The organism is Streptomyces sp. NPDC048383 (assembly GCF_040651775.1).
Classification (GTDB): domain Bacteria; phylum Actinomycetota; class Actinomycetes; order Streptomycetales; family Streptomycetaceae; genus Streptomyces.
In genome coordinates, this window is sequence record NZ_JBEZKS010000053.1 from 1 (window position 1) to 23091 (window position 23091).

22 protein-coding genes and 1 pseudogene are annotated in these 23091 nt (G+C 71.2%); 12 read left to right on the plus strand and 11 right to left on the minus strand.

Annotation, left to right across the window (positions count from 1 at the left end):
• Positions 1 to 185 (plus strand): annotated as a pseudogene (locus tag AB0D46_RS29380) (2-oxoacid:ferredoxin oxidoreductase subunit beta); the annotation flags it as partial.
• 76 nt (positions 186 to 261) lie between these two features.
• Here the strand turns inward: AB0D46_RS29380 and AB0D46_RS29385 are convergent.
• Positions 262 to 711, minus strand: coding sequence for a helix-turn-helix domain-containing protein (locus AB0D46_RS29385; protein ID WP_362881892.1), 450 nt, complete (start codon positions 709 to 711; stop codon positions 262 to 264).
• Between the two features lie 92 nt (positions 712 to 803).
• On the opposite strand from AB0D46_RS29385, the gene AB0D46_RS29390 reads away from it, so the two are divergent.
• The 3 genes from AB0D46_RS29390 to AB0D46_RS29400 all read left to right on the plus strand — a co-directional run bounded on the left by AB0D46_RS29390 (position 804) and on the right by AB0D46_RS29400 (position 4384).
• Positions 804 to 1658, plus strand: coding sequence for an SDR family oxidoreductase (locus tag AB0D46_RS29390; RefSeq protein ID WP_362881894.1), 855 nt, complete (start codon positions 804 to 806; stop codon positions 1656 to 1658).
• Positions 1659 to 1819: 161 nt separating this feature from the next.
• Complete coding sequence (rarD, locus tag AB0D46_RS29395; RefSeq protein WP_362881896.1) at positions 1820 to 2860, plus strand: EamA family transporter RarD; 1041 nt, start codon at positions 1820 to 1822, stop codon at positions 2858 to 2860.
• Positions 2861 to 3067: 207 nt separating this feature from the next.
• Positions 3068 to 4384 (plus strand): M28 family metallopeptidase, encoded by a 1317-nt coding sequence (locus AB0D46_RS29400; protein ID WP_362881897.1) that lies wholly within the window; start codon positions 3068 to 3070, stop codon positions 4382 to 4384.
• A 40-nt stretch (positions 4385 to 4424) separates the two neighbouring features.
• Here the strand turns inward: AB0D46_RS29400 and AB0D46_RS29405 are convergent, their stop codons facing one another.
• The 4 genes from AB0D46_RS29405 to AB0D46_RS29420 all read right to left on the minus strand — a co-directional run bounded on the left by AB0D46_RS29405 (position 4425) and on the right by AB0D46_RS29420 (position 7611).
• A complete protein-coding gene (locus AB0D46_RS29405; RefSeq protein ID WP_362881899.1) occupies positions 4425 to 4841 on the minus strand; it encodes a hypothetical protein in 417 nt (138 codons plus the stop codon).
• On the minus strand, positions 4838 to 5041 hold the full coding sequence (locus tag AB0D46_RS29410; protein WP_362881901.1) for a hypothetical protein: 204 nt from the start codon (positions 5039 to 5041) through the stop codon (positions 4838 to 4840). The genes AB0D46_RS29405 and AB0D46_RS29410 overlap by 4 nt, the downstream gene beginning before the upstream one ends.
• A 120-nt stretch (positions 5042 to 5161) precedes the next feature.
• The gene (locus AB0D46_RS29415) at positions 5162 to 6352 is read right to left on the minus strand and encodes a DUF2092 domain-containing protein (RefSeq protein WP_362881903.1); all 1191 of its coding nucleotides are present in this window, start codon (positions 6350 to 6352) and stop codon (positions 5162 to 5164) included.
• 248 nt (positions 6353 to 6600) lie between these two features.
• Complete coding sequence (locus AB0D46_RS29420) at positions 6601 to 7611, minus strand: polyprenyl synthetase family protein (protein ID WP_362881905.1); 1011 nt, start codon at positions 7609 to 7611, stop codon at positions 6601 to 6603.
• Between the two features lie 211 nt (positions 7612 to 7822).
• Between AB0D46_RS29420 and AB0D46_RS29425 the strand changes: the two genes are divergently transcribed.
• Positions 7823 to 9316: a peptide MFS transporter gene (locus AB0D46_RS29425; RefSeq protein ID WP_362881965.1), complete on the plus strand. Its 1494-nt coding sequence runs from the start codon at positions 7823 to 7825 to the stop codon at positions 9314 to 9316.
• A 39-nt stretch (positions 9317 to 9355) separates the two neighbouring features.
• Complete coding sequence (locus AB0D46_RS29430; protein WP_362881906.1) at positions 9356 to 11362, plus strand: CocE/NonD family hydrolase; 2007 nt, start codon at positions 9356 to 9358, stop codon at positions 11360 to 11362.
• A gap of 48 nt (positions 11363 to 11410) precedes the next feature.
• Here the strand turns inward: AB0D46_RS29430 and AB0D46_RS29435 are convergent, their stop codons facing one another.
• Together AB0D46_RS29435 and AB0D46_RS29440 are read right to left on the minus strand one after the other, a co-directional pair.
• Entirely contained in the window at positions 11411 to 11605 is a 195-nt protein-coding gene (locus AB0D46_RS29435) for a DUF397 domain-containing protein (RefSeq protein ID WP_362881908.1), read from the minus strand.
• The gene (locus tag AB0D46_RS29440; protein WP_362881909.1) at positions 11602 to 12438 is read right to left on the minus strand and encodes a helix-turn-helix transcriptional regulator; all 837 of its coding nucleotides are present in this window, start codon (positions 12436 to 12438) and stop codon (positions 11602 to 11604) included. The genes AB0D46_RS29435 and AB0D46_RS29440 overlap by 4 nt, the downstream gene beginning before the upstream one ends.
• Positions 12439 to 12546: 108 nt before the next feature.
• On the opposite strand from AB0D46_RS29440, the gene AB0D46_RS29445 reads away from it, so the two are divergent.
• Genes AB0D46_RS29445 through AB0D46_RS29455 form a run of 3 tightly spaced genes read left to right on the plus strand, consistent with a single transcriptional unit; the run spans position 12547 to position 13477 of the window.
• Positions 12547 to 12786, plus strand: coding sequence for a hypothetical protein (locus AB0D46_RS29445; RefSeq protein WP_362881911.1), 240 nt, complete (start codon positions 12547 to 12549; stop codon positions 12784 to 12786).
• A complete protein-coding gene (locus tag AB0D46_RS29450) occupies positions 12783 to 13094 on the plus strand; it encodes a hypothetical protein (protein ID WP_362881913.1) in 312 nt (103 codons plus the stop codon). The genes AB0D46_RS29445 and AB0D46_RS29450 overlap by 4 nt, the downstream gene beginning before the upstream one ends.
• The gene (locus tag AB0D46_RS29455) at positions 13091 to 13477 is read left to right on the plus strand and encodes a hypothetical protein (protein WP_362881914.1); all 387 of its coding nucleotides are present in this window, start codon (positions 13091 to 13093) and stop codon (positions 13475 to 13477) included. The genes AB0D46_RS29450 and AB0D46_RS29455 overlap by 4 nt, the downstream gene beginning before the upstream one ends.
• A gap of 683 nt (positions 13478 to 14160) precedes the next feature.
• On the opposite strand, the gene AB0D46_RS29460 is transcribed toward AB0D46_RS29455, so the two are convergent.
• Positions 14161 to 14967 carry an HAD family hydrolase gene (locus tag AB0D46_RS29460; protein WP_362881916.1) on the minus strand — a complete coding sequence of 269 codons (807 nt, stop codon included), beginning with the start codon at positions 14965 to 14967 and terminating at the stop codon, positions 14161 to 14163.
• A 141-nt stretch (positions 14968 to 15108) separates the two neighbouring features.
• On the opposite strand from AB0D46_RS29460, the gene fahA reads away from it, so the two are divergent.
• The 3 genes from fahA to AB0D46_RS29475 all read left to right on the plus strand — a co-directional run bounded on the left by fahA (position 15109) and on the right by AB0D46_RS29475 (position 17864).
• A complete protein-coding gene (gene fahA / locus AB0D46_RS29465; protein WP_362881918.1) occupies positions 15109 to 16332 on the plus strand; it encodes a fumarylacetoacetase in 1224 nt (407 codons plus the stop codon).
• 193 nt (positions 16333 to 16525) lie between these two features.
• On the plus strand, positions 16526 to 17122 hold the full coding sequence (locus AB0D46_RS29470; RefSeq protein WP_362881920.1) for a hypothetical protein: 597 nt from the start codon (positions 16526 to 16528) through the stop codon (positions 17120 to 17122).
• Positions 17123 to 17243: 121 nt separating this feature from the next.
• Positions 17244 to 17864, plus strand: a complete 621-nt coding sequence (locus tag AB0D46_RS29475; RefSeq protein ID WP_362881921.1) for a Uma2 family endonuclease — start codon at positions 17244 to 17246, stop codon at positions 17862 to 17864.
• A gap of 53 nt (positions 17865 to 17917) precedes the next feature.
• On the opposite strand, the gene nuoN is transcribed toward AB0D46_RS29475, so the two are convergent.
• The 3 genes from nuoN to nuoL are packed head-to-tail and all read right to left on the minus strand — an operon-like array spanning position 17918 to position 23077.
• Positions 17918 to 19564 carry an NADH-quinone oxidoreductase subunit NuoN gene (nuoN, locus tag AB0D46_RS29480; protein ID WP_362881923.1) on the minus strand — a complete coding sequence of 549 codons (1647 nt, stop codon included), beginning with the start codon at positions 19562 to 19564 and terminating at the stop codon, positions 17918 to 17920.
• Positions 19561 to 21156, minus strand: coding sequence for an NADH-quinone oxidoreductase subunit M (locus AB0D46_RS29485; protein ID WP_362881925.1), 1596 nt, complete (start codon positions 21154 to 21156; stop codon positions 19561 to 19563). The genes nuoN and AB0D46_RS29485 overlap by 4 nt, the downstream gene beginning before the upstream one ends.
• Position 21157: 1 nt before the next feature.
• Complete coding sequence (gene nuoL / locus AB0D46_RS29490) at positions 21158 to 23077, minus strand: NADH-quinone oxidoreductase subunit L (RefSeq protein ID WP_362881926.1); 1920 nt, start codon at positions 23075 to 23077, stop codon at positions 21158 to 21160.
• Positions 23078 to 23091: the final 14 nt, after the last annotated feature.

A 23091-nucleotide genomic window follows, 5' to 3' on the forward strand; every position in this document is an offset into this window, starting at 1 on the left:
CCCTCTCCCGCCTCGCCGACCCCGACACCCTCCACCACACCCCCATCGGCGTCCTGCGCAGCGTCGAACGCCCCGTCTACGACACCCTCATGGCCGAGCAGTTGGAGACCGCCGTCGACCAGCGGGGCAAGGGCGATCTGGCGACGCTGCTGGCGGGCGCCGACACCTGGACCGTCACCGACTAGGCATCGGACGGCGTCATCCGGCCGGCCTGGTACCGGCCGCGAACCGGCAGCGAGGCACGACGAGGCCCGGAACCCGTTACGACGGGGGCCGGGCCTCGTCGCGTGCGGCCCGGGCCGCGTCCTGCGCGGCACGGCCCTCGTCCTGCGCCGCGCGGGCGGCGTCGTAGGCCGCGCGGGCGCCCTGGACCTCGGCCGTGCGGCGTTCCGTCCAGCGCGCCAGGGCCCACACCTGCTCGGCGGCCTCGCGGCCCAGTTCCGTGAGGGTGTAGTCGACGTGCGGCGGGATCACCGGGTGCGCGTGGCGCAGGACGAAGCCGTCGCGCTCCAGCGTCCGCAGGGTCTGGGCGAGCATCTTCTCGCTGACGCCGCCCACTTCCCGGCGCAGTTCGCTGAAGCGGTGGGAGCGCTCGATCAGGGCGGCGAGGACGAGCACGCCCCACCGGCTGGTGACGTGCTCCAGGATCCCGCGCGAGGGGCACATCGGGGCCCGGATGTCGGCGGGCTTACCGGGGCTACTTACTTCCATGCCAGTACCTTACTTTCAAGTGGGTACTTTCCAATAGTTAGCGCTCTCCGTAGGATGGTGTCATCCACCTGGTCATCGCACTGGAGCGCATCATGAGCATCGTCGTCACCGGAGCCACCGGATCCCTGGGCCGCCTCGTCATCGAGGAGCTGCTGAACCTGGTCCCCGCCGAGCGGGTGGCCGCCGTCGTGCGCGACGAGGCGAAGGCCGCCGACCTCGCCGCGCGGGGCGTCGAGGTACGGGTCGCCGACTACGACGACCCCGCGAGCCTGGCCCCTGCCTTCCGGGCCGGCGACCGGGTGCTGTTGATCTCCGGCAGCGAGGTCGGCCGGCGCGTCCCGCAGCACACCGCCGTGATCAAGGCCGCCGAGGCGGCCGGGGTCGCCCAGCTGGCGTACACCGGGATCCTCGGCGGCCCCGAGGCCGACTTCGACCTGGCGGCCGAGCACAAGGTCACCGAGCAGGCGATCCTCGACTCCGGGCTCCCCCACACCTTCCTGCGCAACGGCTGGTACCACGAGAACTACACCGCCCAGCTGCCCGGCGTCCTGGCGCACGGCGCCGTCGTCGGCAGCGCCGGCGAGGGCCGGATCGCCTCCGCGGCGCGGGCCGACTACGCGGCTGCCGCCGCGACCGTCCTGACCGGCGACGGGCACCTGAACCGGGTCTACGAGCTCTCCGGCGACACCGCGTGGGGCCTGGCCGAGTACGCCGCCGAGGTCGCCCGGCAGGCCGGCAAGGAAGTCGCGTACGCCTCGGTGACCGCCGACGAGCACCTGGCGATCCTGACCGGCGCCGGCGTGCCCGAGGGGTTCGCCGCGATCCTGGTCGACGTCGACGCGGCCATCGCGCGCGGCCGGCTGGCCGGTACGAGCGGAGACCTGGCCCGGCTGATCGGCCGGCCGACCACTCCGCTCGCCGCCGCGGTCACCGCCGCCCTGGCCTGATCCGGATCACCCACCGCGACCGGCCGGGGCGACCCGGCCGACCGGTCGTCCCACCCACCGAGATGTCATGAGTATCTCGCTCGAACGGGCATGACATCGGACGCCTGCGGCGCTACGGTCATTGCGTTGTGAGATTGGCCGGAAGTAGCACTGGAGGACCCGTGAAGGCCGAGAACGAGCAGCGCACGGGATTGCTCTCCGGATTCGGCGCGTACGGGCTGTGGGGGCTCGTACCCCTCTTCTGGCCCCTGCTCAAGCCCTCGGGCGCGATCGAGATCCTGGCCCACCGGATGGTGTGGTCCCTGGCCGTCGTCGGGATCGCGCTGCTGGCGCTGCGCCGCTGGAGCTGGATCCGTGAGCTGGCCCGGCAGCCCCGCAAGCTCGGGCTGACGGCGCTCGCCGCGTCCGTGATCAGCGTGAACTGGGGCCTGTACATCTGGGCGGTGAACAACGGGCAGGTCGTCGAGGCCAGCCTCGGCTACTTCATCAACCCGCTGGTCACCATCGCGATCGGCGTACTGGTGCTCGGGGAGCGGCTGCGCCGGGCCCAGTGGGTGGCCGTCGCCATCGGGTTCGCGGCCGTGGTGGTGCTCGCCGTGGGGTACGGGCGGCCGCCGTGGATCTCGCTGATCCTGGCCTTCTCCTTCGCCGCGTACGGACTGATCAAGAAGAAGCTCGACATGGGCGGCCTGGAGTCACTGACGGCGGAGACGGCCCTGCTGTTCCCGCCGGCCCTCGCCTACCTGCTGTGGCTGGCGGTCCAGGGCGACTCGACGTTCGCCACGGAGGGCCTCGGGCACTCCCTGCTGCTGGCCGCGACGGGCCTGGTCACCGCGATCCCGCTGGTGCTCTTCGGGGCGGCCGCGATCCGGGTGCCGCTGTCCACCCTCGGGCTGCTCCAGTACATGGCCCCGGTGTTCCAGTTCGGGCTCGGCGTCCTGTACTTCCACGAGGCGATGCCGCCCGAGCGTTGGGCGGGCTTCTCCCTGGTGTGGGCCGCCCTCGCGATCCTGACCTGGGACGCGCTGCGCACTTCCCGCAGGTCGCGGGCCCGACTCGCCGCCGCCGCGGCGACCGCGCTCGGTGCGGGCCCGCAGGAACTCCCGCAGGCGAGCGCCCGGGAGGCCGCCCGCGAGACCCCCGACGCGGCCCTCACCGACGGGCCCGCCGCTCCTCCCGCACAGACCCGCGAACCGGCGTAACACCGCCCCCTTTCGCCCACCCGATCCCCGGTACGGAACATCTGTACCGGGGATCGTCCGTTTTCCGAACCGCCCTGACCGGATTGTGGTCTTGACGGATTGTCATGCTCTCGCTGAACATCAGGCTCGCACTGACGCACTACAAGCTCACCTGCTCTATCCCCGCACGTTCCGTCTCATCCCCATACGGAATCCCGGAGCCCCCACATGAGCCTGTCCGTCTCCCGGCGCCTCGCCGCCGTGGCCGCGATCGCGGTCACCGGTCTGCTGGGCGCCACCGCCCCCGTCGCGCTCGCCGCACCCACGGCGGTCGCCGCGGCCCCCACCCCGCCCGACATCCCGCTGGCCAACGTCAAGGCCCATCTCACGCAGCTGTCGACGATCGCCGCGAACAACGGTGGCAACCGCGCGCACGGCCGGGCCGGCTACAAGGCCTCGATCGACTACGTGAAGGCCAAGCTGGACGCGGCCGGGTTCACCACCACGCTCCAGACCTTCACCTCCAGCGGTGCCACCGGCTACAACCTGATCGCCGACTGGCCGGGCGGTGACCCCAACTCGGTGCTGATGTCCGGCGCGCACCTGGACTCGGTGACCTCGGGCGCGGGCATCAACGACAACGGCTCGGGCAGCGCGGCGGTCCTGGAGACCGCTCTCGCCGTGTCGCGGGCGGGCCTCCAGCCGACGAAGCACCTGCGCTTCGGCTGGTGGGGCGCGGAGGAGCTGGGCCTGGTCGGCTCGAAGTACTACGTCAACAACCTGCCGACCGCCGAGCGCGCCAAGTTCGCCGGGTACCTGAACTTCGACATGATCGGCTCGCCGAACCCGGGCTACTTCGTCTACGACGACGACCCGACCATCGAGCAGACGTTCAAGAACTACTACGCCGGTCTCGGCGTCCCGACGGAGATCGAGACCGAGGGCGACGGCCGCTCGGACCACGCGTCCTTCAAGAACGTCGGCATACCCGTCGGCGGTCTGTTCAGCGGTGCCAGCAACAGCAAGTCCTCGGCGCAGGCGCAGAAGTGGGGCGGCACCGCCGGTCAGTCCTTCGACCGCTGCTACCACTCCTCCTGCGACAACACCGCGAACATCAACGACACCGCCCTGGACCGCAACGCGGACGCCATCGCCTACGCGATCTGGAACCTCGGGGCGTCCACCCCGGTCCCGCCGGGCCAGTCCTTCGAGAACACGACGGACGTGAACATCCCGGACTCCCCCGCCGCCGGGGTCAACTCCCCGATCACGGTGTCCGGCGTCACGGGCAACGCGCCCGCCACCACCAAGGTCGACGTGAACATCGTCCACACCTACCGCGGTGACCTCCAGATCGACCTGATCGCCCCCGACGGGACGGCGTACCGGCTGAAGAACTCCGGCTCGGACTCCGCCGACAACGTCATCGCCTCGTACACGGTGAACGCGTCGAGCGAGGTGGCGAACGGCGTCTGGAAGCTCCAGGTCAAGGACGTGGCGGCGCAGGACGTCGGCTACATCAACAGCTGGAAGATCACCTTCTAGTGACGGGTCCGGCGTCGCTCCGTACGGGGCGGCGCCGGCCTCACTCGTCCTCGGGTCCCGACCGGAGCGAAGCGGACAACGGTTCCTGGATCCGGGCGCGCAACTCCTCGGCGACGGCCGCGATGTCGGCGCGGCCGAGCTTCGCGGCCTCCACGAGGTCGCCGAGCTCCTCCGGCGTCGGAAGTTGTCTGGCCCCGGCCACCCGCAGGTACGAGCGGGTGGCCGCGGCCGCGTAGAACTCGTTCATCGGGGATTCCAGCGCGGGACAGACGGCCAGCGTGTGCAGGAACGCGGCGGCCCGCCAGGCGGTGTCGGGGGCCGGCTGTTCGGGCACCAGCACCAGGTCGTTCTGGTGCCGGGCGACGGCGGCGGCCACCCCGGAGGGGTCCCATACGGCGGGATCCGACGGCAGGTGGTGGGCGAGGGCAGTCCAGGCCCACTCCATGGTGATCTTCAATTGCCGAACCGCTCCTGGAAGTAGCCCCAGTGGTCGGCGAACTCCTCGATGCCGGTGAGGAACGTCTTCCGGTCCTCGTCGAGTTCGCGCTCCGTCACCTCGGTGATCAGTGCGGTGACCGTCGTGCCAAGCGCCGCCGCGCGTACCTTGAGGCGCTCGTGGAACTCTTCGTCCAGGCGAATGGTGACGTGTCTCGACATGGCCAACACGGTACAGCGGGTGTGCTGTACGCAGGAGGGGAACGGCAGAAGGGTGGCCCGGGACACAGGTCCCGGGCCACCCTTCGCGTGGTCACCGCGGCTACGCGGCGCCGCTCGCGACTACTTGGCGGCGTCGGCGGCCTTGATCAGCGCGTCCTTGGTGACGGCGCCGACGTAGACCTTGCCGTCGTCCGTGATCAGGGCGTTGACCAGGCGGGTCGACAGGACCCGGCCCTCGCCGAACTTCCCGGTGACCTTGTCACCGAGGGAGTTCAGGAACTGCTGCGCCTCCTTGGGGGCGTTCTTGTCCTTCTCCAGCTCCTTGAGGCCCTGGCCGGCGCCGGTGTCGATGCGGGCGACGGTGGCCCAGCCCTCGCCGAGGACCTTCACGTCCCCGTTGCCGCCGCCGGTCAGCGCGTCGAGCCCGGGGAAGGACTCCAGGGCCTTGAGGTCCTTGCCGTGCTCCTTGCCCTCGCCCTCCAGGCCCTCGGTCACCTTGGCGCCCTTGGGCGGGGTGAACGCGAAGGTGTCGGCGGCGGGCTTGGCGAAGTCGACCTTGGTGAAGCCCGCGTCGACGATCGGCTTGCCGCCCTGGCTGGAGAGCAGCTGGACGCGCAGCGGGACGCCGTTCTTGGCGTCGACCGCGATCTGCACCGAGCCGACCGTGGAGCCGCTCTGCTTGGGCTTGAGGACCAGCTGGTAGGCGTCCCGCCCGGCGACCTGCGCCGTGTCACCGACGCTGATGGCCGTGGTCGGGCCGGCGGCCTTGAGGATCTCCTGGGCCATCTGCTGCGGGGAGCCCGGCATCCGGTCGGGCGTCCCGTGCTCGGTGCCCTTGCCGGCGCCCTCGGGGTTCTTCTCGTGGAAGACCTCGTTGGACTTCGAGTCGTAGCCCCAGACGTCGGCGCCGTTGTGGATCAGGCTGTACTCGTCCTTCCCGTCGAGGAAGGTGAGCTTCTGGCGGTCCGGGCCGTCCGCGGCGACGCGGAAGGTGTGCGAGCCGTTCGCCAGCTGCGCGATCTTGTCCTCCGGGTTGGCCGAGCCGCCGGTGACGCCACCGCCGCCGAGGAGGCCGGAGGCGATCTTCGGCAGGCCCAGGTCGGTGGTCAGCCGCGCGGTGCCGGAGAGCTGCTCGACGTCGGACGCGGCGACCTTCTCGATCAGCTGCTGCGCCGTGACGTCGGGAAGATCGGGTCCGCCGGCGTTGGCGAAGGCGGGGACCATCGCGACGGTCGCCACCGCGATGCCCACCACCGCGACCGGTACGGCGTACCGTGCGGCCTTCCGCGAGGTCTTCGTGTTCGCTGCCATGTCAGTGCCCTGCCCTCTGTGTCGTCGGCGGCGACCCCCGTGTCGCCGCGCTCACCCGGTCCGCTGGGGTTCGATGTCTCCATCTGACCAAATCGCGGCCCCCGGGGCGTCAGCCCCCGGAGCCAACTCCGCGTACGACCGTGGGATGACACCGCGGCGGCCCGCCTCCCCCGACCCGTAGGGGTCGCCCGGGGGGAGGCAGTCATTTCGCCGGCGTGGGGCGCGGGGCACCCCGGGGCGGGACGGCGTCAGCCGGCGCGGTGGACCACCGCGTCGCACAGTTCCTCCAGCGCGGACTTCGCGAAGCACTCCGGCAGCGGGGCCAGGGTGGCGCGCGCGTCCTCCGCGTAGCGGATGGTGTCGCGGCGGGCCCGCTCCAGCGCGGGGTGGACCCGCAGCCGGGCCAGGACCTCGGCGTGCCGGGCGTCGTCCGTGAGGTCGCCGTCGAGCAGCGTGACGAGTTCCAGGTCCTCGGGGCGGCCGTCGCGCTCGGCCATCTCGCGCAGCCGCAGCACGGGCAGGGTGGGGATGCCCTCGCGCAGGTCGGTGCCGGGGGTCTTGCCGGACTCGTGGGAGTCGGAGGCGATGTCGAGGACGTCGTCGGCGAGCTGGAAGGCGGTGCCGAGCCGCTCGCCGTACTGGGTCAGGATGTTGACGACGGCCTCGTCGGCGCCGGCCATCAGCGCGCCGAACCGGCCGGAGACCGCGATCAGCGAGCCGGTCTTGCCGGCGATGACGTCGAGGTAGTGCGCGACCGGGTCGCGCCCGTCGCGCGGGCCGGCCGTCTCCAGGATCTGGCCGGTGACGAGCCGCTCGAAGGCCTCGGCCTGGATGCGGACGGCCTCCGGCCCGAGGTCGGCCAGGATGTGGGAGGCGCGGGCGAAGAGGAAGTCACCCGTCAGGACGGCGACGGAGTTGCCCCAGCGGGCGTTGGCGCTCTCCACGCCGCGGCGCACGTCGGCCTCGTCCATGACGTCGTCGTGGTAGAGCGTGGCCAGGTGCGTGAGCTCCACGACCACCGCGGACGGCACGATCCCGGGGGCGTAGGGATCGCCGAAGCGGGACGCGAGCATCACCAGCAGTGGGCGGAAGCGCTTGCCCCCGGCCTTCACCAGGTGTTGCGCGGCCTCGGTGATGAAGGGGACTTCGCTCTTGGTGGCCTCCAGCAGACCCGCCTCGACGGCGGCCAGTCCGGCCTGGACATCGGTCTCAAGAGCCTGGTCCCGCACGCTCAGTCCGAACGGCCCGACGACGGTCACGAGGGGTACTCCTGTCTGCTGACGATCACCTTGACGATCACATGGATTGTCGATGTGTCGCTGCCATCACTCAAGCCAGCGTATCCGGTCCGTTTTCGATCACCCAGAGCGCCTGTCCGGCCGCCACGCGCGCAGCGCCCGATACACCCCGGTATGTTCAGTGGAAGTCGAAACGACCGGAGAATCTGTGGTGTCCAGAACCATGACCGATATGGACGGGCCCGACCCGGAGGCGGACCAGCCGCCGCCCGGTGACGACCACGCCTTCCTGGGGCATCCCAGGGGCCTGGCCACCCTGTCCGGGCTGGAAGTCTGGGAGCGGTTCTCCTTCCTCGGCATGCAGGCCATCCTCGTCCTCTACTTCGCGGACGCGGTGGCGAGCGGCGGCCTGGGCATGGACCCGGGCAGCGCGGCGTCCGTCGCGGCGGCGTACGGGACCATGGTCTACCTCGTCTCGGTGGCCGGCGGGTGGCTCGCCGACCGGATCCTCGGTTCCTACCGGGCGGTGCTCTACGGCGGCGTCCTGATCGCCTGCGGGCATTACGCCATGGCCGTGCCCACCGCCGCGATGACCTGGGTCGGACTCGGCCTGATCAGCGCCGGCACCGGCCTGCTCAAGCCCAACGTGGCCAGCATGGTCGGCAAGCTGTACCGCACGGACGACGAACGGCGCGACGCCGGGTTCGCCCTCTACTACATGGGCATCAACATCGGCGCCTTCGCCGGCCCGCTGATCACCGCCTGGCTCGGCGAGCGCGAGGGCTGGCACTGGGGCTTCTCCGCCGCCGCCATCGGCATGACCGCCGGGCTCGTCCAGTACGTGCTGGGACGCCGCCATCTGGCCGGACGGAAACACTCGGCCGAGTACGCCCTCGCCCCCGACGCGATGCGCGCCGCCATCCGGAAGATCGTCGGCGGTTGCCTCGCGTTCGCCGTCATCGCCACCCTCCTGGCCGCCATCGGCTGGTTGACGATGGCCCGTTTCGTCGACGTCCTGACCCTCGTCTCGGTGATCGCGCCGATCGTCTACTTCGCGGTCATGTTCCGCAGCCCCCGCGTCACGGCCGAGGAACGCGGCCGGCTGCGCCCGTACGTGGTGCTCTTCCTGGCCTCGGTCGCCTTCAACTTCATCCTCTTCCAGGCCTACTCGACGATGATGCTGCTGGCCTCGACCAACGCCCGCACCACCATCCTCGGCTTCGACTTCCCCGCCGGCTGGTACGCCTCCGCGCTCGGCGCCTTCGAGGTGGCGCTGGCGCCCGTGGTGGCCGCGCTGTGGGTCCGGATGGGCCGCCGCCAGCCGCACGCCTCCAACAAGATCGCCATCGGGGTGATCCTGGGCGGCCTGTCCTTCCTGCTGATGGTCGTCCCCACCTCGGGCCACGCCGACGAGACGTACAAGATGGCCGCCTGGTGGATCGTCGGCTCGTACCTGCTGCTCGGCCTCGGCGACGTGCTGTTGGAGACCTCCGGCATGTCCGCCACCACGAAGCTCGCCCCCAAGGCGTACGCGAGCCAGACCATGGCCCTGTGGTTCCTCTCGCTGGCCCTGGCCAACGGCATCCAGGCCCAGGTCGTGAAGCTCTACGACCGGGTCTCCCACCCCGTCTACTTCGGCGTCAACGGCGCCATCGCCGTCGCGGCGGGCCTGGTCGTGGTCGCGCTGGCGCCCTGGCTGCGCCGCACCATGCACCCCGTCCACTGAGGCACCGCACCCCGTCCACCGAAAGGGGCCCGACCACCGATGATCATCCGTACCGAGTTCCCGTACGGGACCACCCACGAGGACGTCCGGATCCCGCTGCCGGACGGGGTGGAGCTGTACGCGCGGATCTGGCGCCCGGTGACGGACGAGCCCGTCCCCGCCCTGCTGGAGTACCTCCCCTACCGGCTCACCGACTGGACCGCGCCCCGCGACCGCCAGCGCCACCCCTGGTACGCCGGGCACGGCTACGCCTCGGTCCGCGTCGACGTGCGCGGCCACGGGTGCAGCGGCGGCCTGCCGGGCGACGAGTACGACGCGCGGGAGCTCGCCGACGGGGTCGCCGTGGTGGAGTGGCTGGCGGCGCAGCCCTGGTGCACGGGCGCGGTCGGCATGTTCGGGATCTCCTGGGGCGGCTTCAACAGCCTCCAGATCGCGGCGCTGGCCCCGCCGGCCCTGAAGGCGGTGGTCACCGTCTGCTCGACCGACGACCGCTACGACAACGACGTGCACTACATGGGCGGCTCCGTGCTGGCCGTGGACATGCACGCCTGGGCGGCGACCATGCTGGCCTTCGCCGCCCGGCCGCCGGACCCGCTGTTCGTCGGCGACGGCTGGCGCGAGCAGTGGCTGGACCGGCTCACCGCCGTCGAGCCGCTCGTCCACACCTGGCTGGCCCACCAGACCCGCGACGACTACTGGCGCCACGGCAGCGTCTGCGAGGACTACGGGGCCGTGAAGGCCGCCGTGCTGGCCGTCGGCGGCTGGCACGACCCGTACCGGGACACCGTCCTGCGGCTCGTCGAGCACCTCCCGACCGGGCGCGTACGGGGCCTCATCGGTCCCTGGTCGCACCAGTACCCGGACCGCGGGCTGCCGCCGGGCCCGGCGATCGGCTTCCTCCAGGAGACCCTGCGCTGGTGGGACCACTGGCTGCGCGGCGACGACAACGGCGTCATGGACGAACCCCTGCTGCGCGCCTGGATCAGCGACTCGCACCCGCCGGCGACCGTCTACGAGCGGCTGCCGGGCCGCTGGGTGGGCGAACGGGCCTGGCCGTCCCCGACGGTCGTCCCCGTCTCGTACGGGCTCCAGGGCCCCCCTGTGGTCGTCGCCTCGCCACAGCACACCGGGCTGGACGCGGGCCGCTTCTTCCCCTTCGGCAACGACGCCGACCTGCCGCCGGACCAGCGCGAGGAGGACGCCAAGTCGGCCTGCTTCGAGTTCCCCGTCGGGGCGGGCGAACCGGTGGAGATCCTCGGCCGGCCGTCGGTGACGCTGCGGCTGCGCATGGAGGTCCCGTACGGGCAGGTCGTGGCCCGGCTGTGCGACGTCGCCCCCGACGGCTCCTCGACGCTGGTCACCCGGGGCGCGCTGAACCTGTCGGCGCGCCACGGCCGGGACCGGGCGGCGCCGTGGCGGCCGGGCGCGACCGAGGACGTCACCTTCGAACTGAACGGCATCGGGCACGCGTTCCCGCCCGGGCACCGGATCCGGCTCGCGGTGTCCTCCGCGTACTGGCCCTGGATCTGGCCGCGGGCCGGCTCGGAGGCCGGCTGGACCCTCGACCCGGCGGGCAGCACCCTGGAACTCCCCGTCCGACCGCCCTCCCCGCGCGCGGACGAGACGATCGTCTTCGAGGCCCCGGAACAGGCCGCGCCCCTCGCGGTGGCCTACCCGGACACCCTGGAGGGCCCGCGCCCGGAACGCCTGGTCGTACGGGACGTCGCGGCCGGCACCTGGCGCCTGGAGGTGGACCCCCGCTACGGGGGCACCCGGGTGTACCCGGACGGCCTGGAGTTCAGCGAGGACGCGCGGGAGGTGTACGAGATCCAGGAGTCGGACCCGCTGTCGGCCCGCACCCGCTCGGAGTGGAACATCCGACTGCGCCGGCCGGAACTGGGCTGGGACGCACGGGTGGAGACCCGCTCGGAGATCTCCTGCGACGAGGGCGGCTTCCTGACGTCCAACGAGGTGGTCTGCAGGGAGGGCGACGAGGTCGTCTTCCACCGCACCTGGGAACGCCGCCTCCCGCGCGCGGCGGGCTGACGGATCGGACCCCGGGGGCGGCGCACGCCTCCGGGGCCGGACCGACGCTCAGACCGCCTTGACGCCGTCCACGAAGGTGGCGAACGCGGTGGCGGTGAAGCCGAGCACGGGGCTGTCGTCACGCTTGGAGTCCCGGACGGGAACCACACCCCGAGAGGCGACGAGGTTCGTGGCGACCTCGACACACTGGCCGCCGTTGTCGCTGTAGGAGGACGTGAACCAGCGGGGGGATTCGGTCATCACGAGGTGCCCTTTCGTAGCTGATCGATCATGGCCACAGAAGCCGCCTGCGTGGGTGCTTCGGCCTGGAGTTGATGGTAGGCCGTCAGCATGGGCACTACCGAGTTGTTGTCCCGCTCCAGATGGCCCCGTTGAGCAGATTCCGCGTAGGACATGATCGAGCGATCCGGCAGCGTTAGCACGGTGACGGGCAGGTTGAACGGACGCCGCTCTCCCAACTCGAACGGGACGACCTGGAGCACCGTGTTCGGCAGTTCGGCGAATTCCAGCAGTCGCGTGAACTGGTCCCGCATCAGGGCGGCTCCGCCGAGGGGCCGACGGATACAGCTCTCGTCGAGCATCGCGAGGATCAGCGGCGGAGGAGTGCGCAGCAATACCGTCTGTCGGTCCGCGACGACGGCGATCCGCTCGGCCGCGTGATCGGCAGTGATGGCCCCTCGTTTGACGGCACTCTCGGCGAGCACCGTCGCGTACTCCGGCGTCTGGAGCAGTCCAGGTATGACGCCCACCTCGTACAGGCGGATTTCCACCGCGCGGCTCTCGTAGCCCAGGAACTCCGGGAAGCCCTCCAGCAGTACGCCGTGCCGGATCTCGCGCCACTCGCGCTCGAACGACTTTTCGCCCTGGCCGGTGCCGAAGACCTCGTCGGCACTGCGCGAGAACCGCAAGGTCGGCACTTTCCGTCCGGTTTCGACCGCTGACACGTGCGTACTGGAGTACCCGAGCCGCCCGCCCAGGAACTCCTGCGTCCAACCACGCTCCTCCCGCCAGCTGCGCACACGCGCGCCGAAGGCGGCCTGCGGTCCGCGTTCGGGATTCAACTCCTTGCGGTTCAAGGGCCCCTGACCAATCTTCCGTTCCAATTCGACAAGTTGAAGCCTCCCCTGGCCCGGGTCATCCTGAACCCGTTGGGTAGCGAATTGGCTACGGAGAGGAACGGTGTCATGTGTGAAACACAACCGCCTCAACCCCCGTCCCCCGGCACGCTCGTGGTGGACACCGCGCAGGGTGACCGCGTCGGGGAGTTCCGCGGGGTCGCCGGCCCGTACTGGGCCCTGCGGCCCGTGCACGGCGGGGCCGAGTGGGAGGCGGAGCCGCAGCACGTGCGGCCCGCCGAGCCCATGGAGCGCCTGCGCGCCGAGAACGCGCGGCGCAACGCACAGAGCGCGAAGGGGTTGCTTTGAGCGCCCCGCCGCCCGAAGGGGACGGCACCGGGGCCGAGTTGCGGCGCATGGAGTCGGACCCGGCCTACCGGGCGCTGTTCCTCACGCTGCTGGACGCGGCGCTGGTCCGTCGGGACGCGGAGCGCGGCGCGTTCGCGCTGGGCGCCCTGGCGGCGGCCGAGCGGCTGCGGGGCCTGGTCCGGCCCGATCCCGACCCGGCGGTCCGCCGGGCCCGCGCCGACCGGCGGACCGCGGTGGCCGTGACGGTCGGGGCGATCGCCTGGACCTGCTGCGTGGCCGGCATCGTCGCCCGGGGGTGGCTCGCGTGAGCGGCGGGCCGACGCCTCCCCCGCGCCCGGTGTGCGCCGCGTCCGGCGCCCTCTCGGCGGCGCACCTGGAAGCGCTGGCGCGCCTCCTGCCCGCGCGGGCCCTCCGGGAGGTCCTCGCGGCCGGCCCCGAGCTGCGTTGCGCCTTGGAGCGCCACGCCGGCCCGCACCTGGACGTCGTCCACGACCCCGCCTCCGGCGACACCCTGTGGGCCCGCTGGTCCGACGCGAACGGGCCCGACGCGGAACCCGACGCCGTCCTCCCCCTCCCGGACTGCCCGGCGACCACCGGCCCCATCGCCTGCGCCCACCCCCTCGGCCACCCCGGCGGCCACAGCCGGAACCTCACGGCCCCCGCGCCCGCAGGCTCGTCGATGCCGACATAGCGTCATGTGCAGACGACGGTTCATGCACGAACCGTTCGAGCACCCAGCGATCCCCTGACCGACGCCGAGAAGAACGATCTGGACGAGCCCTCAGTGCTGTCCCGCCAACGCCTACCGGGCGGGCGATCCGGACTCGCAGGAGAGGACCGAAGCCGCATGAGTACCGCGCCCCAGCCGTCGGCCACCCCTCAGCCTCCCACTCAGCCCGAGGCGATCCGCGCCACCCTCGCCCGGGTCGCCCCTCATCTCCTCGCCGACTTCGACCGCGACCGGGCGGCCAGCACCGCCCGCGCCCGTACCGAGGTGTCCGCCGCTCCCCTGCGCACCTTCACCGAGGCATGGGCCGTCGAGGTCGCCATCGCCCGGCATCCCGAGACCGCTGCCCGGCTTCGCGCGTTGGAGGCCCGTGCCGGAGAGGTGACCGACCTCGGCGAGGCCCGGGACATCGCCGCCGAGATCAGCCTCATCCGTCGTGCGGCCTCGGCGTCGACCCGGCCGAACTCGGCGATCCCACGCCCGGTACGGCCCGTCGGCACATGCTCGGTTCCGGAGGATGGTTCGAGACCCAGCCCTCCCCCGGATGAGGCCGCGCCTCCTCGCGGTGGTCCTCGTCGTGCTACCGCCGCACCTGCTCTGACACCCGCCCGCCGGAGGCGCACCGCCCCCACGGAGCCGGGGCCCCGTCAGGCGTACAGCCGCTCCAGGACCACCGCGATGCCGTCTTCCTCATTCGAGAGGGTGACCTCGTCGGCGACGGCGAGGAGTTCGCGGTGGGAGTTGGCCATGGCGACCCCGTGGGCCGCCCACGCGAACATCGGGACGTCGTTCGGCATGTCGCCGAAGGCGATCGTGCACGAGCCCGGGATGCCGAGCACCTCGGCGGCGCGGGCCAGGCCGGCGGCCTTGTCCACGTCCAGGGGCTGGAGTTCCACGGTGTGCTCCCCGGCCATGGTGACGTTCACCAGGTCGCCGACGACCGAGCGCGCGACCCGGGTCAGTTCGTCGTCGTCGAGCCGGGGGTGCTGGAGGAGGACCTTGTTGATCGGGGCCGACCACAGGTCGGCGCGGCGCGGTACCCGGACGGTCGGCAGGTGCGGGTGCCACATCCGGTAGCCGGGCCCTATCAGCATCTCCGCGTCGAGACCTTCCTGGTTCACCGCCGCCCAGACCTCGCCGATCTCCGCCTCGATCTTGCCGAGGGCGACCTCGGCGAGCCCCCGGTCCATGGAGACGGAGTGCAGCAGGATGCCGCGCGCCGTGTCGTACACCTGCGCGCCTTGCCCGCACACCGCGAGCCCCTGGTATCCGAGGTCGTCCAGGACGTGTCGAACCTGGGGAACGGGCCGTCCGGTGACGACGATGTGCTGGGCGCCGACGGCCCGGGCCGTCGCGAGAGCCTTGTGGGAGCGGGCCGAGACGGTGTCTCCGGCGCACAGCAGAGTCCCGTCCAGGTCGGTGGCGATCAAGGCGGGGGGGAGAGCGGAAGTCACGGCGTCAAGGATACGGACCCCGTTGGACAAGTCCTACAAATAGCGCCCGAATCCGGCCTCCCACAGACCCCACCTGGCACGTAACGTGTCAACAAGCCCCCGGGACACCCCCGGCCCGCGTCGAAAGCGAGGCAGCACCCCATGCCCCAGCAGAGCCCCCTCGATGTTCCCGAGGGCGACCCGTTCGGGCCGCACAACCTCCCCTACGGCGTCTTCTCGACCGCCGGGGAGGACCGTCGCCGGATCGGCGTGCGGATCGGCGGGCACGTGCTCGACGCGGGAGCGGCCGCCCTCGCGCTCGGCTCCCCGTACGCCGGACTGCTCGGGCAGTCCTCGCTGAACCCGCTGCTCGCCGCCGGCCGCACCGCCTGGCGCGACGTGCGCCGCGCGCTGACCGCGTGGGTCACCGACCCCGGCCACCGCCCCACCGTGGAGCCGCACCTGCTGCCGCTGGACGCGGTCACGCTGCACCTGCCGTACGAGGTCGCCGACTACGTCGACTTCTACGCGAGCGAGCACCACGCCACCAACGTCGGGCAGATGTTCCGCCCCGACGGGGACGCGCTGACGCCCAACTGGAAGCACCTGCCGATCGGTTACCACGGCCGCTCCGGCACCATCGTGGTCTCCGGCACGGACGTCGTGCGCCCCTCCGGGCAGCGCAAGGCACCCACCGACGCGGCGCCCGTCTTCGGGCCGTCCGTGAAGCTCGACATCGAGGCCGAGGTCGGCTTCGTCGTCGGCGCCCCGTCCGAGCTGGGCCGGCCGGTGCCGCTGGCCGACTTCGAGGACCACGTCTTCGGGCTGTTCCTGCTCAACGACTGGTCGGCGCGCGACGTACAGGCCTGGGAGTACGTCCCCCTCGGTCCGTTCCTCGGCAAGTCGTTCGCCACCTCCGTCTCCGCCTGGGTGACCCCCCTGGAGGCCCTGGACGCGGCCCGCGTCGCCCCGCCCGCCCGGGACTTCCCGCTGCTGCCCTACCTCGACGACGCCGACAGCGACCGCCCCGGCGGCTTCGACCTGCACATCGCGGTCTCCATCAACGGGCAGGAGGTGGCCCGGCCGCCGTTCGCGACGATGTACTGGACCGCCGCCCAGCAGCTCGCCCACATGACCGTCAACGGCGCCTCCCTGCGCACCGGCGACGTGTTCGGCTCCGGCACCGTCAGCGGTCCCGAGGTCGACCAGCGCGGCTCCCTGCTGGAACTCACCTGGAACGGCCGCGACGCCATCGAGCTGGCCGACGGCAAGCGCACCTTCCTGGAGGACGGCGACACCGTCACCCTGACCGCCTGGGCGCCCGGCGCCGACGGCACCCGCGTCGGCCTCGGCGAAGTCACCGGCCGGATCGTGGGATCCCGCTAGTCCGTCCGCCGGCGCCGGTCCGGGGACGGGGCGGCGCCCCGCCACGCCGTCCCATCGCCAGTGCGCGGAAGTCCGCGTACGCCGGACGGGCCCTCTGGCTCACCCGTCCGGCCCGCCCGCGTGGCGGGCCGGCCCGGGGCCCGCGCATGCTGCTCGGACAGGCCGAAGTCCCCGCAGCGCAGGAGGCCCTGCCATGCTCGTGTCCACCCGTACCCTGGCCCTCGCCGCCGCCGCGGCGGTGGCGCTCGCCCTCGCCCCGACGGCCTCGGCCGTGGAGGGTCCGGCGCCGGACCCCCGCAACAAGAAGGCGATGCGCGACATGGCCACGGCCATCGCGGTGACCGCCAAGTACGTGGACGAGCGGCAGGCCGTCAAGGACGGGTACGTGAAGCACGGCGAGTGCATGAACAACCCGTTCGGCGTCGGCTCCATGGGCTTCCACTACGTCAAGGACGCCTACTGGGGCTCGACGGACCCCAGCAAGCCCACCGCGCTCGTGTACAGCGCCGAGACGGACAAGCACGGGCGGCGCAAGCTCCAGGCGGTGGAGTGGATGGTCACCGACCGGGACCAGGACCTGAAGACGGCCGACGACCGGCCGTCGATGTTCGGCCTCCCCTTCGACGGCCCGATGCCGGGCCACTGGGCGGGCATGCCGAAGCACTACGACCTGCACATGTGGGCGTACAAGCACAACCCGGCGGGTCGCTTCCACAACTGGAACACCGCCCTGACGTGCCCGAAGAAGACCCCGGCCGCGGGCGGCTCCGGACACGCGCACGGGCGCTAGCCCGCGCCGGCCGATGCCGTCAAGTGCCGCCCGCATATGACTCATCCGAAAGGACGGTGTTCCGCGGATTCCCGGCGATACGCTGGTCGCACTCGCAAGACTCCGCCTCATGGGAGCACTGATGAGCGTCGAATCCGCAGCGCCGCAGCCTGAACCGGAGCCAGGGCCTTGCTGGCCGATCCCGCCGGCAGGCGGCTGGACCGCGGACGACCTGGACACGCTTCCGAATCTGCCTCCGCACACGGAGCTGATCGACGGGAGCCTGATCTTCGTGAGTCCGCAGACCCGCTTTCACTGGCGCGCGGTCAGTTTCCTCGAAAGTCGGCTGCGATCCGCAACCCCGGAAGGCCTGGAGGTCATTCGGGAGTTCACCATCGACATCGATCGTCACAATCGGCCCGAACCGGATGTGATCGTCGTACCGGAGGAGCCCTACGAGGATCTGGATCAGACCCGTCTTCCTGCGGAATCCGTTCGGCTCGCCATCGAAGTCGTGTCCCCCGAATCGGTCTCCCGTGATCGCGAGACCAAGCCGTTGAAGTACGCCCGGGCAGGGATCCTCCACTTCTGGCGCGTGGAGAACAAGGACGGCCGGGCCGTGGTCTACGTCTACGAACTCGATCCCGCCACCCAGAAATACGTCGCCACCGGGATCTTCCACGACCGGCTGAAGGTCTCCGTCCCCTTCCCCGTCGATCTGGATCTCACCGCCATCACGCCGAAGCGCAAGCGCCCCGAGTAAGCCGCAGGGCCCGACCCCCGAAGGGGGCCGGGCCCTGCGCCGTACCGGACCGGTCAGCGGACGAACGTGCTCGCCTGCCCCGCCAGGTCCAGGAAGTACTGCGGGGCCAGGCCCAGGACGAGGGTGACGGCGACGCCGACCGCGATGGTCGTCATCGTCAGCGGCGAGGGCACCGCCACCGTCGGGCCGTCCGCCTTCGGCTCACTGAAGAACATGAGCACGATCACCCGTACGTAGAAGAACGCGGCGATCGCCGACGAGATGACGCCGACCACGACCAGCGCCCCGGCCCCGCCCTCGGCCGCCGCCTTGAACACCGCGAACTTGCCGGTGAACCCGGAGGTCAGCGGGATGCCCGCGAAGGCCAGCAGGAACACCGCGAAGACGGCCGCTGTGAGCGGCGAGCGCCGCCCCAGCCCCGCCCACTTCGACAGGTGGGTGGCCTCGCCCCCCGCGTCGCGCACCAGCGTGACCACCGCGAAGGCGCCGATCGTCACGAAGGAGTAGGCGCCCAGGTAGAAGAGGACCGACTGCACGCCCTCCGCCGAGGTGGCGATCACACCGGCGAGGATGAACCCCGCGTGCGCGATCGAGGAGTACGCCAGGAGCCGCTTCACGTCGGTCTGCGTCACCGCGATGACCGCGCCGGCCAGCATCGTGACGATCGCGACGCCCCACATCACCGGCCGCCAGTCCCAGCGCAGGCCCGGCAGGACCACGTACAGCAGGCGCAGCAGCGCGCCGAACGCGGCGACCTTCGTCGCGGCGGCCATGAAGCCGGTGACCGGGGTCGGGGCGCCCTGGTAGACGTCCGGGGTCCACATGTGGAAGGGGACCGCGCCGACCTTGAACAGCAGGCCCATCAGGATCAGCGCGCCGCCGATCAGCAGCAGCGCGTCGTTGCCCATGGTGGCGGCCAGCGCCGGGTCGGTCCTGGCGACCGTGCCGTCCACCACGTCCGCGATGACCGCGTACGAGACGGAGCCGGAGTACCCGTACAGCAGGGCGATGCCGAACAGCAGGAACGCCGAGGAGAAGGCGCCGAGCAGGAAGTACTTGACGGCCGCCTCCTGCGACATCAGCCGCTGGCGGCGGGCGACGGCGCAGAGCAGGTACAGCGGGAGGGAGAAGACCTCCAGCGCGATGAACAGCGTCAGCAGGTCGTTGGCCGCCGGGAAGATCAGCATGCCGGCGACCGCGAACATGGCCAGCGGGAACACCTCGGTGGTGGTGAACCCGGCCTTGACGGCGGCCTTCTCGCTCTCGCTGCCCGGTACGGACGCGGCTTGCGCGGCGAAGGAGTCCACCCGGTTGCCGTGGACCTCCGGGTCCAGGCGCCGCTCGGCGAAGGTGAACATCGCCACGATCGAGGCGAGCAGGATGGTGCCCTGGAGGAACAGGGCCGGGCCGTCCACCGCGACGGCGCCCATGGCCGCGATCTGCGCCTTGCCGCTCCCGTACCCGCCGGCGGCGAGGCCGACGACCGCGGCGAAGGCCGAGGCGAGCGCGGCGACGGCGAGGAACACCTGGACGTAGTAGCGGGACCTGCGGGGGACGAACGCCTCGACGAGGACGCCGAGGACGGCCGCGCCCACCACGATGAGCGTGGGCGCGAGTTGCGCGTACTCGATGTGCGGGGCCGGGATCCGGTCGATCGGTTCCGCGGCCAGGGCCCAAAGGCCTGTAGCTGACGTGCTCACTTGGCCGCCTCCACCTCGGGCTCGGGGTCGGTCTGCTGTACGTCCGACATGGTGTGCTCGACCGCCGGGTTGACGATCTCGGTCAGGGGCTTGGGGTAGACGCCCAGGCCGATCAGCAGCGCGATCAGCGGGGCGACCACCAGCACCTCCCGCAGGCGCAGGTCCGGCATGGTGCGGACCTCCTCCTTCACGGGGCCGGTCATCGTGCGCTGGTACAGCACCAGCGTGTACAGCGCGGCGAGCACGATGCCGACGGTCGCGATGATGCCGACGACCGGGTAGCGGGCGAACGTGCCGACCAGGACCAGGAACTCGCTGACGAACGGTGCGAGTCCGGGCAGCGACAGGGTGGCCAGGCCACCGATCAGGAAGGTGCCGGCCAGGACCGGGGCCACCTTCTGCACGCCGCCGTAGTCGGCGATGAGCCGCGAGCCGCGCCGCGAGATCAGGAAGCCGGCGACCAGCATCAGCGCCGCCGTCGAGATGCCGTGGTTGACCATGTACAGCGTCGCGCCGGACTGTCCCTGGGAGGTCATCGCGAAGATGCCCATGATGATGAACCCGAAGTGGGAGATCGACGCGTAGGCGACCAGCCGCTTGATGTCGCGCTGCCCGACCGCGACCAACGCCCCGTAGACGATGCTGATCAGGGCCAGGACGAGGATCACCGGCGTGGCCCACTTGCTGGCGTCGGGGAACAGCCCGAGGCAGAAGCGGAGCATCGCGAAGGTGCCGACCTTGTCGACGACCGCGGTGATCAGGACGGCGACCGGGGCGGTGGCCTCGCCCATCGCGTTGGGCAGCCAGGTGTGCAGCGGCCACAGCGGGGCCTTCACCGCGAAGGCGAAGAAGAAGCCGAGGAACAGCAGCCGTTCGGTGTTGGTCGCCATGTCCAGGGTGCCCGCGGCGCGGGCGGCGGTGATCTCCTGGAGCGAGAAGTTCCCGGCGACGACGTACAGCCCGATGACGGCGGCCAGCATGATGAGCCCGCCGGCCAGGTTGTAGAGGAGGAACTTGACCGCCGCGTACGAGCGCTGCGCGGCCGCGTTCTCGTCGGACCCGGAGTGTGCCCGGTCGCCGAAGCCGCCGATGAGGAAGTACATCGGGATGAGCATGGCTTCGAAGAAGATGTAGAAGAGGAAGACGTCGGTCGCGGCGAAGGAGATGATCACCATCGCCTCGACCATGAGGATCAGGGCGAAGAAGCCCTGGGTCGGCCGCCAGCGGGAGCCCGCAGCGAAGCTGCTGTTGGCCGCTTCGGTTTCCAGAGGGTCGGCGTCGTTCCAGCCGGCCGCGATCACGAAGGGGATGAGCAGCGCGGTGAGCGCGATCAGCGCCACCCCGATGCCGTCGACGCCGAGTTCGTAGCGGACGCCGAAGTCGGCGATCCAGGAACGGGACTCGGTGAGCTGGTAGCGGTCACCGCTCGGGTCGAAGCGGACCGCGACGAGCACGGCCAGCGCCAGGGTCGCCAGCGAGAACAGCAGCGCGAGCCACTTGGCGGCGGTCCGGCGGGCGGCCGGTACGGCCGCCGTCAGGATCGCGCCGACCGCGGGGACCGCGGCCGTCACCGTCAGAAGCGGGAAATTCATCTCACACCGCCCTCATCAGCAGGGTCGCGGCGATGAGGATCGCCGTGCCCCCGAACATCGAGACCGCGTAGCTGCGGACGTAGCCGTTCTGCAGCTTGCGCAGCCGGCCCGAGAGCCCGCCGACCGAGGCGGCCGTGCCGTTGACCACTCCGTCGACCACGCTGTGGTCGAGGTAGACGAGCGAGCGGGTCAGGTGCTCGCCGCCGCGGACGAGGACGACGTGGTTGAAGTCGTCCTGGAACAGGTCCCGGCGGGCCGCCCGGGTGAGGAGCGAGCCGCGCGGGGCGACGACCGGGACGGGCTTCTTGCCGTACATGGCCCAGGCGATGCCGACGCCGATGACGAGGACGACCATGGTGGCGGCCGTCACCGTCAGGGCGCTGACCGGCGGGTGGCCGTGCTCGTAGCCGGTGACGGGCTCCAGCCAGTTCAGGAAGCGGTCGCCGATCTCGAAGAACCCACCGGCGAAGACCGACCCGAAGGCGAGCACGATCATCGGGATGGTCATGGACTTCGGGGACTCGTGCGGGTGCGGCGCGTGGCCGGAGCCCGCGGCGGAGCCGCTGTCCGACACGGTGGGTTGCCAGCGCTTCTCGCCGAAGAAGGTGAGGAGCATGACGCGGGTCATGTAGAAGGCGGTGATGCCCGCGCCCAGCAGGGTCACGCCGCCGAGGATCCAGCCCTGGGTGCCGCCCTTCGCGAAGGCCGCCTCGATGATCATGTCCTTGGAGAAGAAGCCGGACAGACCCGGGAATCCGATGATGGCGAGGTAGCCGAGTCCGAAGGTCACGAAGGTGATCGGCATGTACTTCCGAAGGCCGCCGTACTTGCGCATGTCGACCTCGTCGTTCATCCCGTGCATCACGGAACCGGCGCCGAGGAAGAGGCCCGCCTTGAAGAAGCCGTGCGTCACCAGGTGCATGATCGCGAAGACGTAGCCGATGGGGCCGAGGCCCGCGGCGAGGATCATGTACCCGATCTGCGACATCGTGGAGCCCGCGAGGGCCTTCTTGATGTCGTCCTTCGCGCAACCGACGATCGCACCGAAGAGCAGCGTGACCGCTCCGACGACGGTGACGACGAGCTGGGCGTCGGGCGCCCCGTTGAAGATGGCCCCGGAGCGGACGATCAGGTAGACGCCCGCGGTGACCATGGTGGCCGCGTGGATGAGGGCCGAGACCGGGGTCGGGCCCTCCATCGCGTCACCGAGCCAGGACTGGAGCGGCACCTGCGCCGACTTGCCGCAGGCGGCGAGCAGCAGCATCAGGCCGATCGCGGTGAGCGTGCCCTCGGACGTCTCGCCGACGGAGCCGAGGACCGGTCCGAAGGCGAACGTCCCGAAGGTGGTGAACATCAGCATGATCGCGATGGACAGGCCGATGTCGCCGACGCGGTTGACGAGGAAGGCCTTCTTCGCGGCGGTGGCCGCGCTGGGCTTGTGCTGCCAGAAGCCGATCAGGAGGTAGGAGGCGAGGCCCACGCCCTCCCAGCCGAAGTACAGCAGCAGGTAGTTGTCGGCGATGACCAGCAGCAGCATGGCCGCGACGAACAGGTTGAGGTAGCCGAAGAAGCGGCGGCGGCGCTCGTCGTGCTCCATGTACCCGATCGAGTACACGTGGATGAGCGTGCCCACCCCGGAGATCAGCAGGACGAAGGTCATCGACAGCTGGTCCAGCTGGAAGGCCATGTCCGCCTGGAAGCCCTCCACCGGGATCCAGCTGAACAGCCGCTGGTGCAGGGTCCGGTCGTCGGCGCCGCGCCCCAGCATGTCGGCGAAGAGGGCGACGCCGATGCCGAAGGAGACGGCGGCGAGCAGGGTACCGAGCCAGTGACCGACCCCGTCGAGCCGGCGGCCGCCGCAGAGCAGCACCACCGCCCCGAGCAGGGGCGCCGCCACCAGCAGCGCAATCAGATTCTCCACTGTGTGAACGCCCC

Coding starts and splice junctions, on each gene's coding strand:
- AB0D46_RS29485 (WP_362881925.1), bottom strand. CDS start 21,156: ATGAATTTCCCGCTTCTGACGGTGACGGCCGCGGTCCCCGCGGTCGGC.
- fahA (WP_362881918.1), top strand. CDS start 15,109: ATGCCCCAGCAGAGCCCCCTCGATGTTCCCGAGGGCGACCCGTTCGGG.
- AB0D46_RS29400 (WP_362881897.1), top strand. CDS start 3,068: ATGAGCCTGTCCGTCTCCCGGCGCCTCGCCGCCGTGGCCGCGATCGCG.
- AB0D46_RS29415 (WP_362881903.1), bottom strand. CDS start 6,352: ATGGCAGCGAACACGAAGACCTCGCGGAAGGCCGCACGGTACGCCGTA.
- AB0D46_RS29470 (WP_362881920.1), top strand. CDS start 16,526: ATGCTCGTGTCCACCCGTACCCTGGCCCTCGCCGCCGCCGCGGCGGTG.
- AB0D46_RS29425 (WP_362881965.1), top strand. CDS start 7,823: ATGGACGGGCCCGACCCGGAGGCGGACCAGCCGCCGCCCGGTGACGAC.
- AB0D46_RS29390 (WP_362881894.1), top strand. CDS start 804: ATGAGCATCGTCGTCACCGGAGCCACCGGATCCCTGGGCCGCCTCGTC.
- AB0D46_RS29475 (WP_362881921.1), top strand. CDS start 17,244: ATGAGCGTCGAATCCGCAGCGCCGCAGCCTGAACCGGAGCCAGGGCCT.
- AB0D46_RS29385 (WP_362881892.1), bottom strand. CDS start 711: ATGGAAGTAAGTAGCCCCGGTAAGCCCGCCGACATCCGGGCCCCGATG.
- AB0D46_RS29445 (WP_362881911.1), top strand. CDS start 12,547: ATGTGTGAAACACAACCGCCTCAACCCCCGTCCCCCGGCACGCTCGTG.
- AB0D46_RS29430 (WP_362881906.1), top strand. CDS start 9,356: ATGATCATCCGTACCGAGTTCCCGTACGGGACCACCCACGAGGACGTC.
- AB0D46_RS29410 (WP_362881901.1), bottom strand. CDS start 5,041: ATGTCGAGACACGTCACCATTCGCCTGGACGAAGAGTTCCACGAGCGC.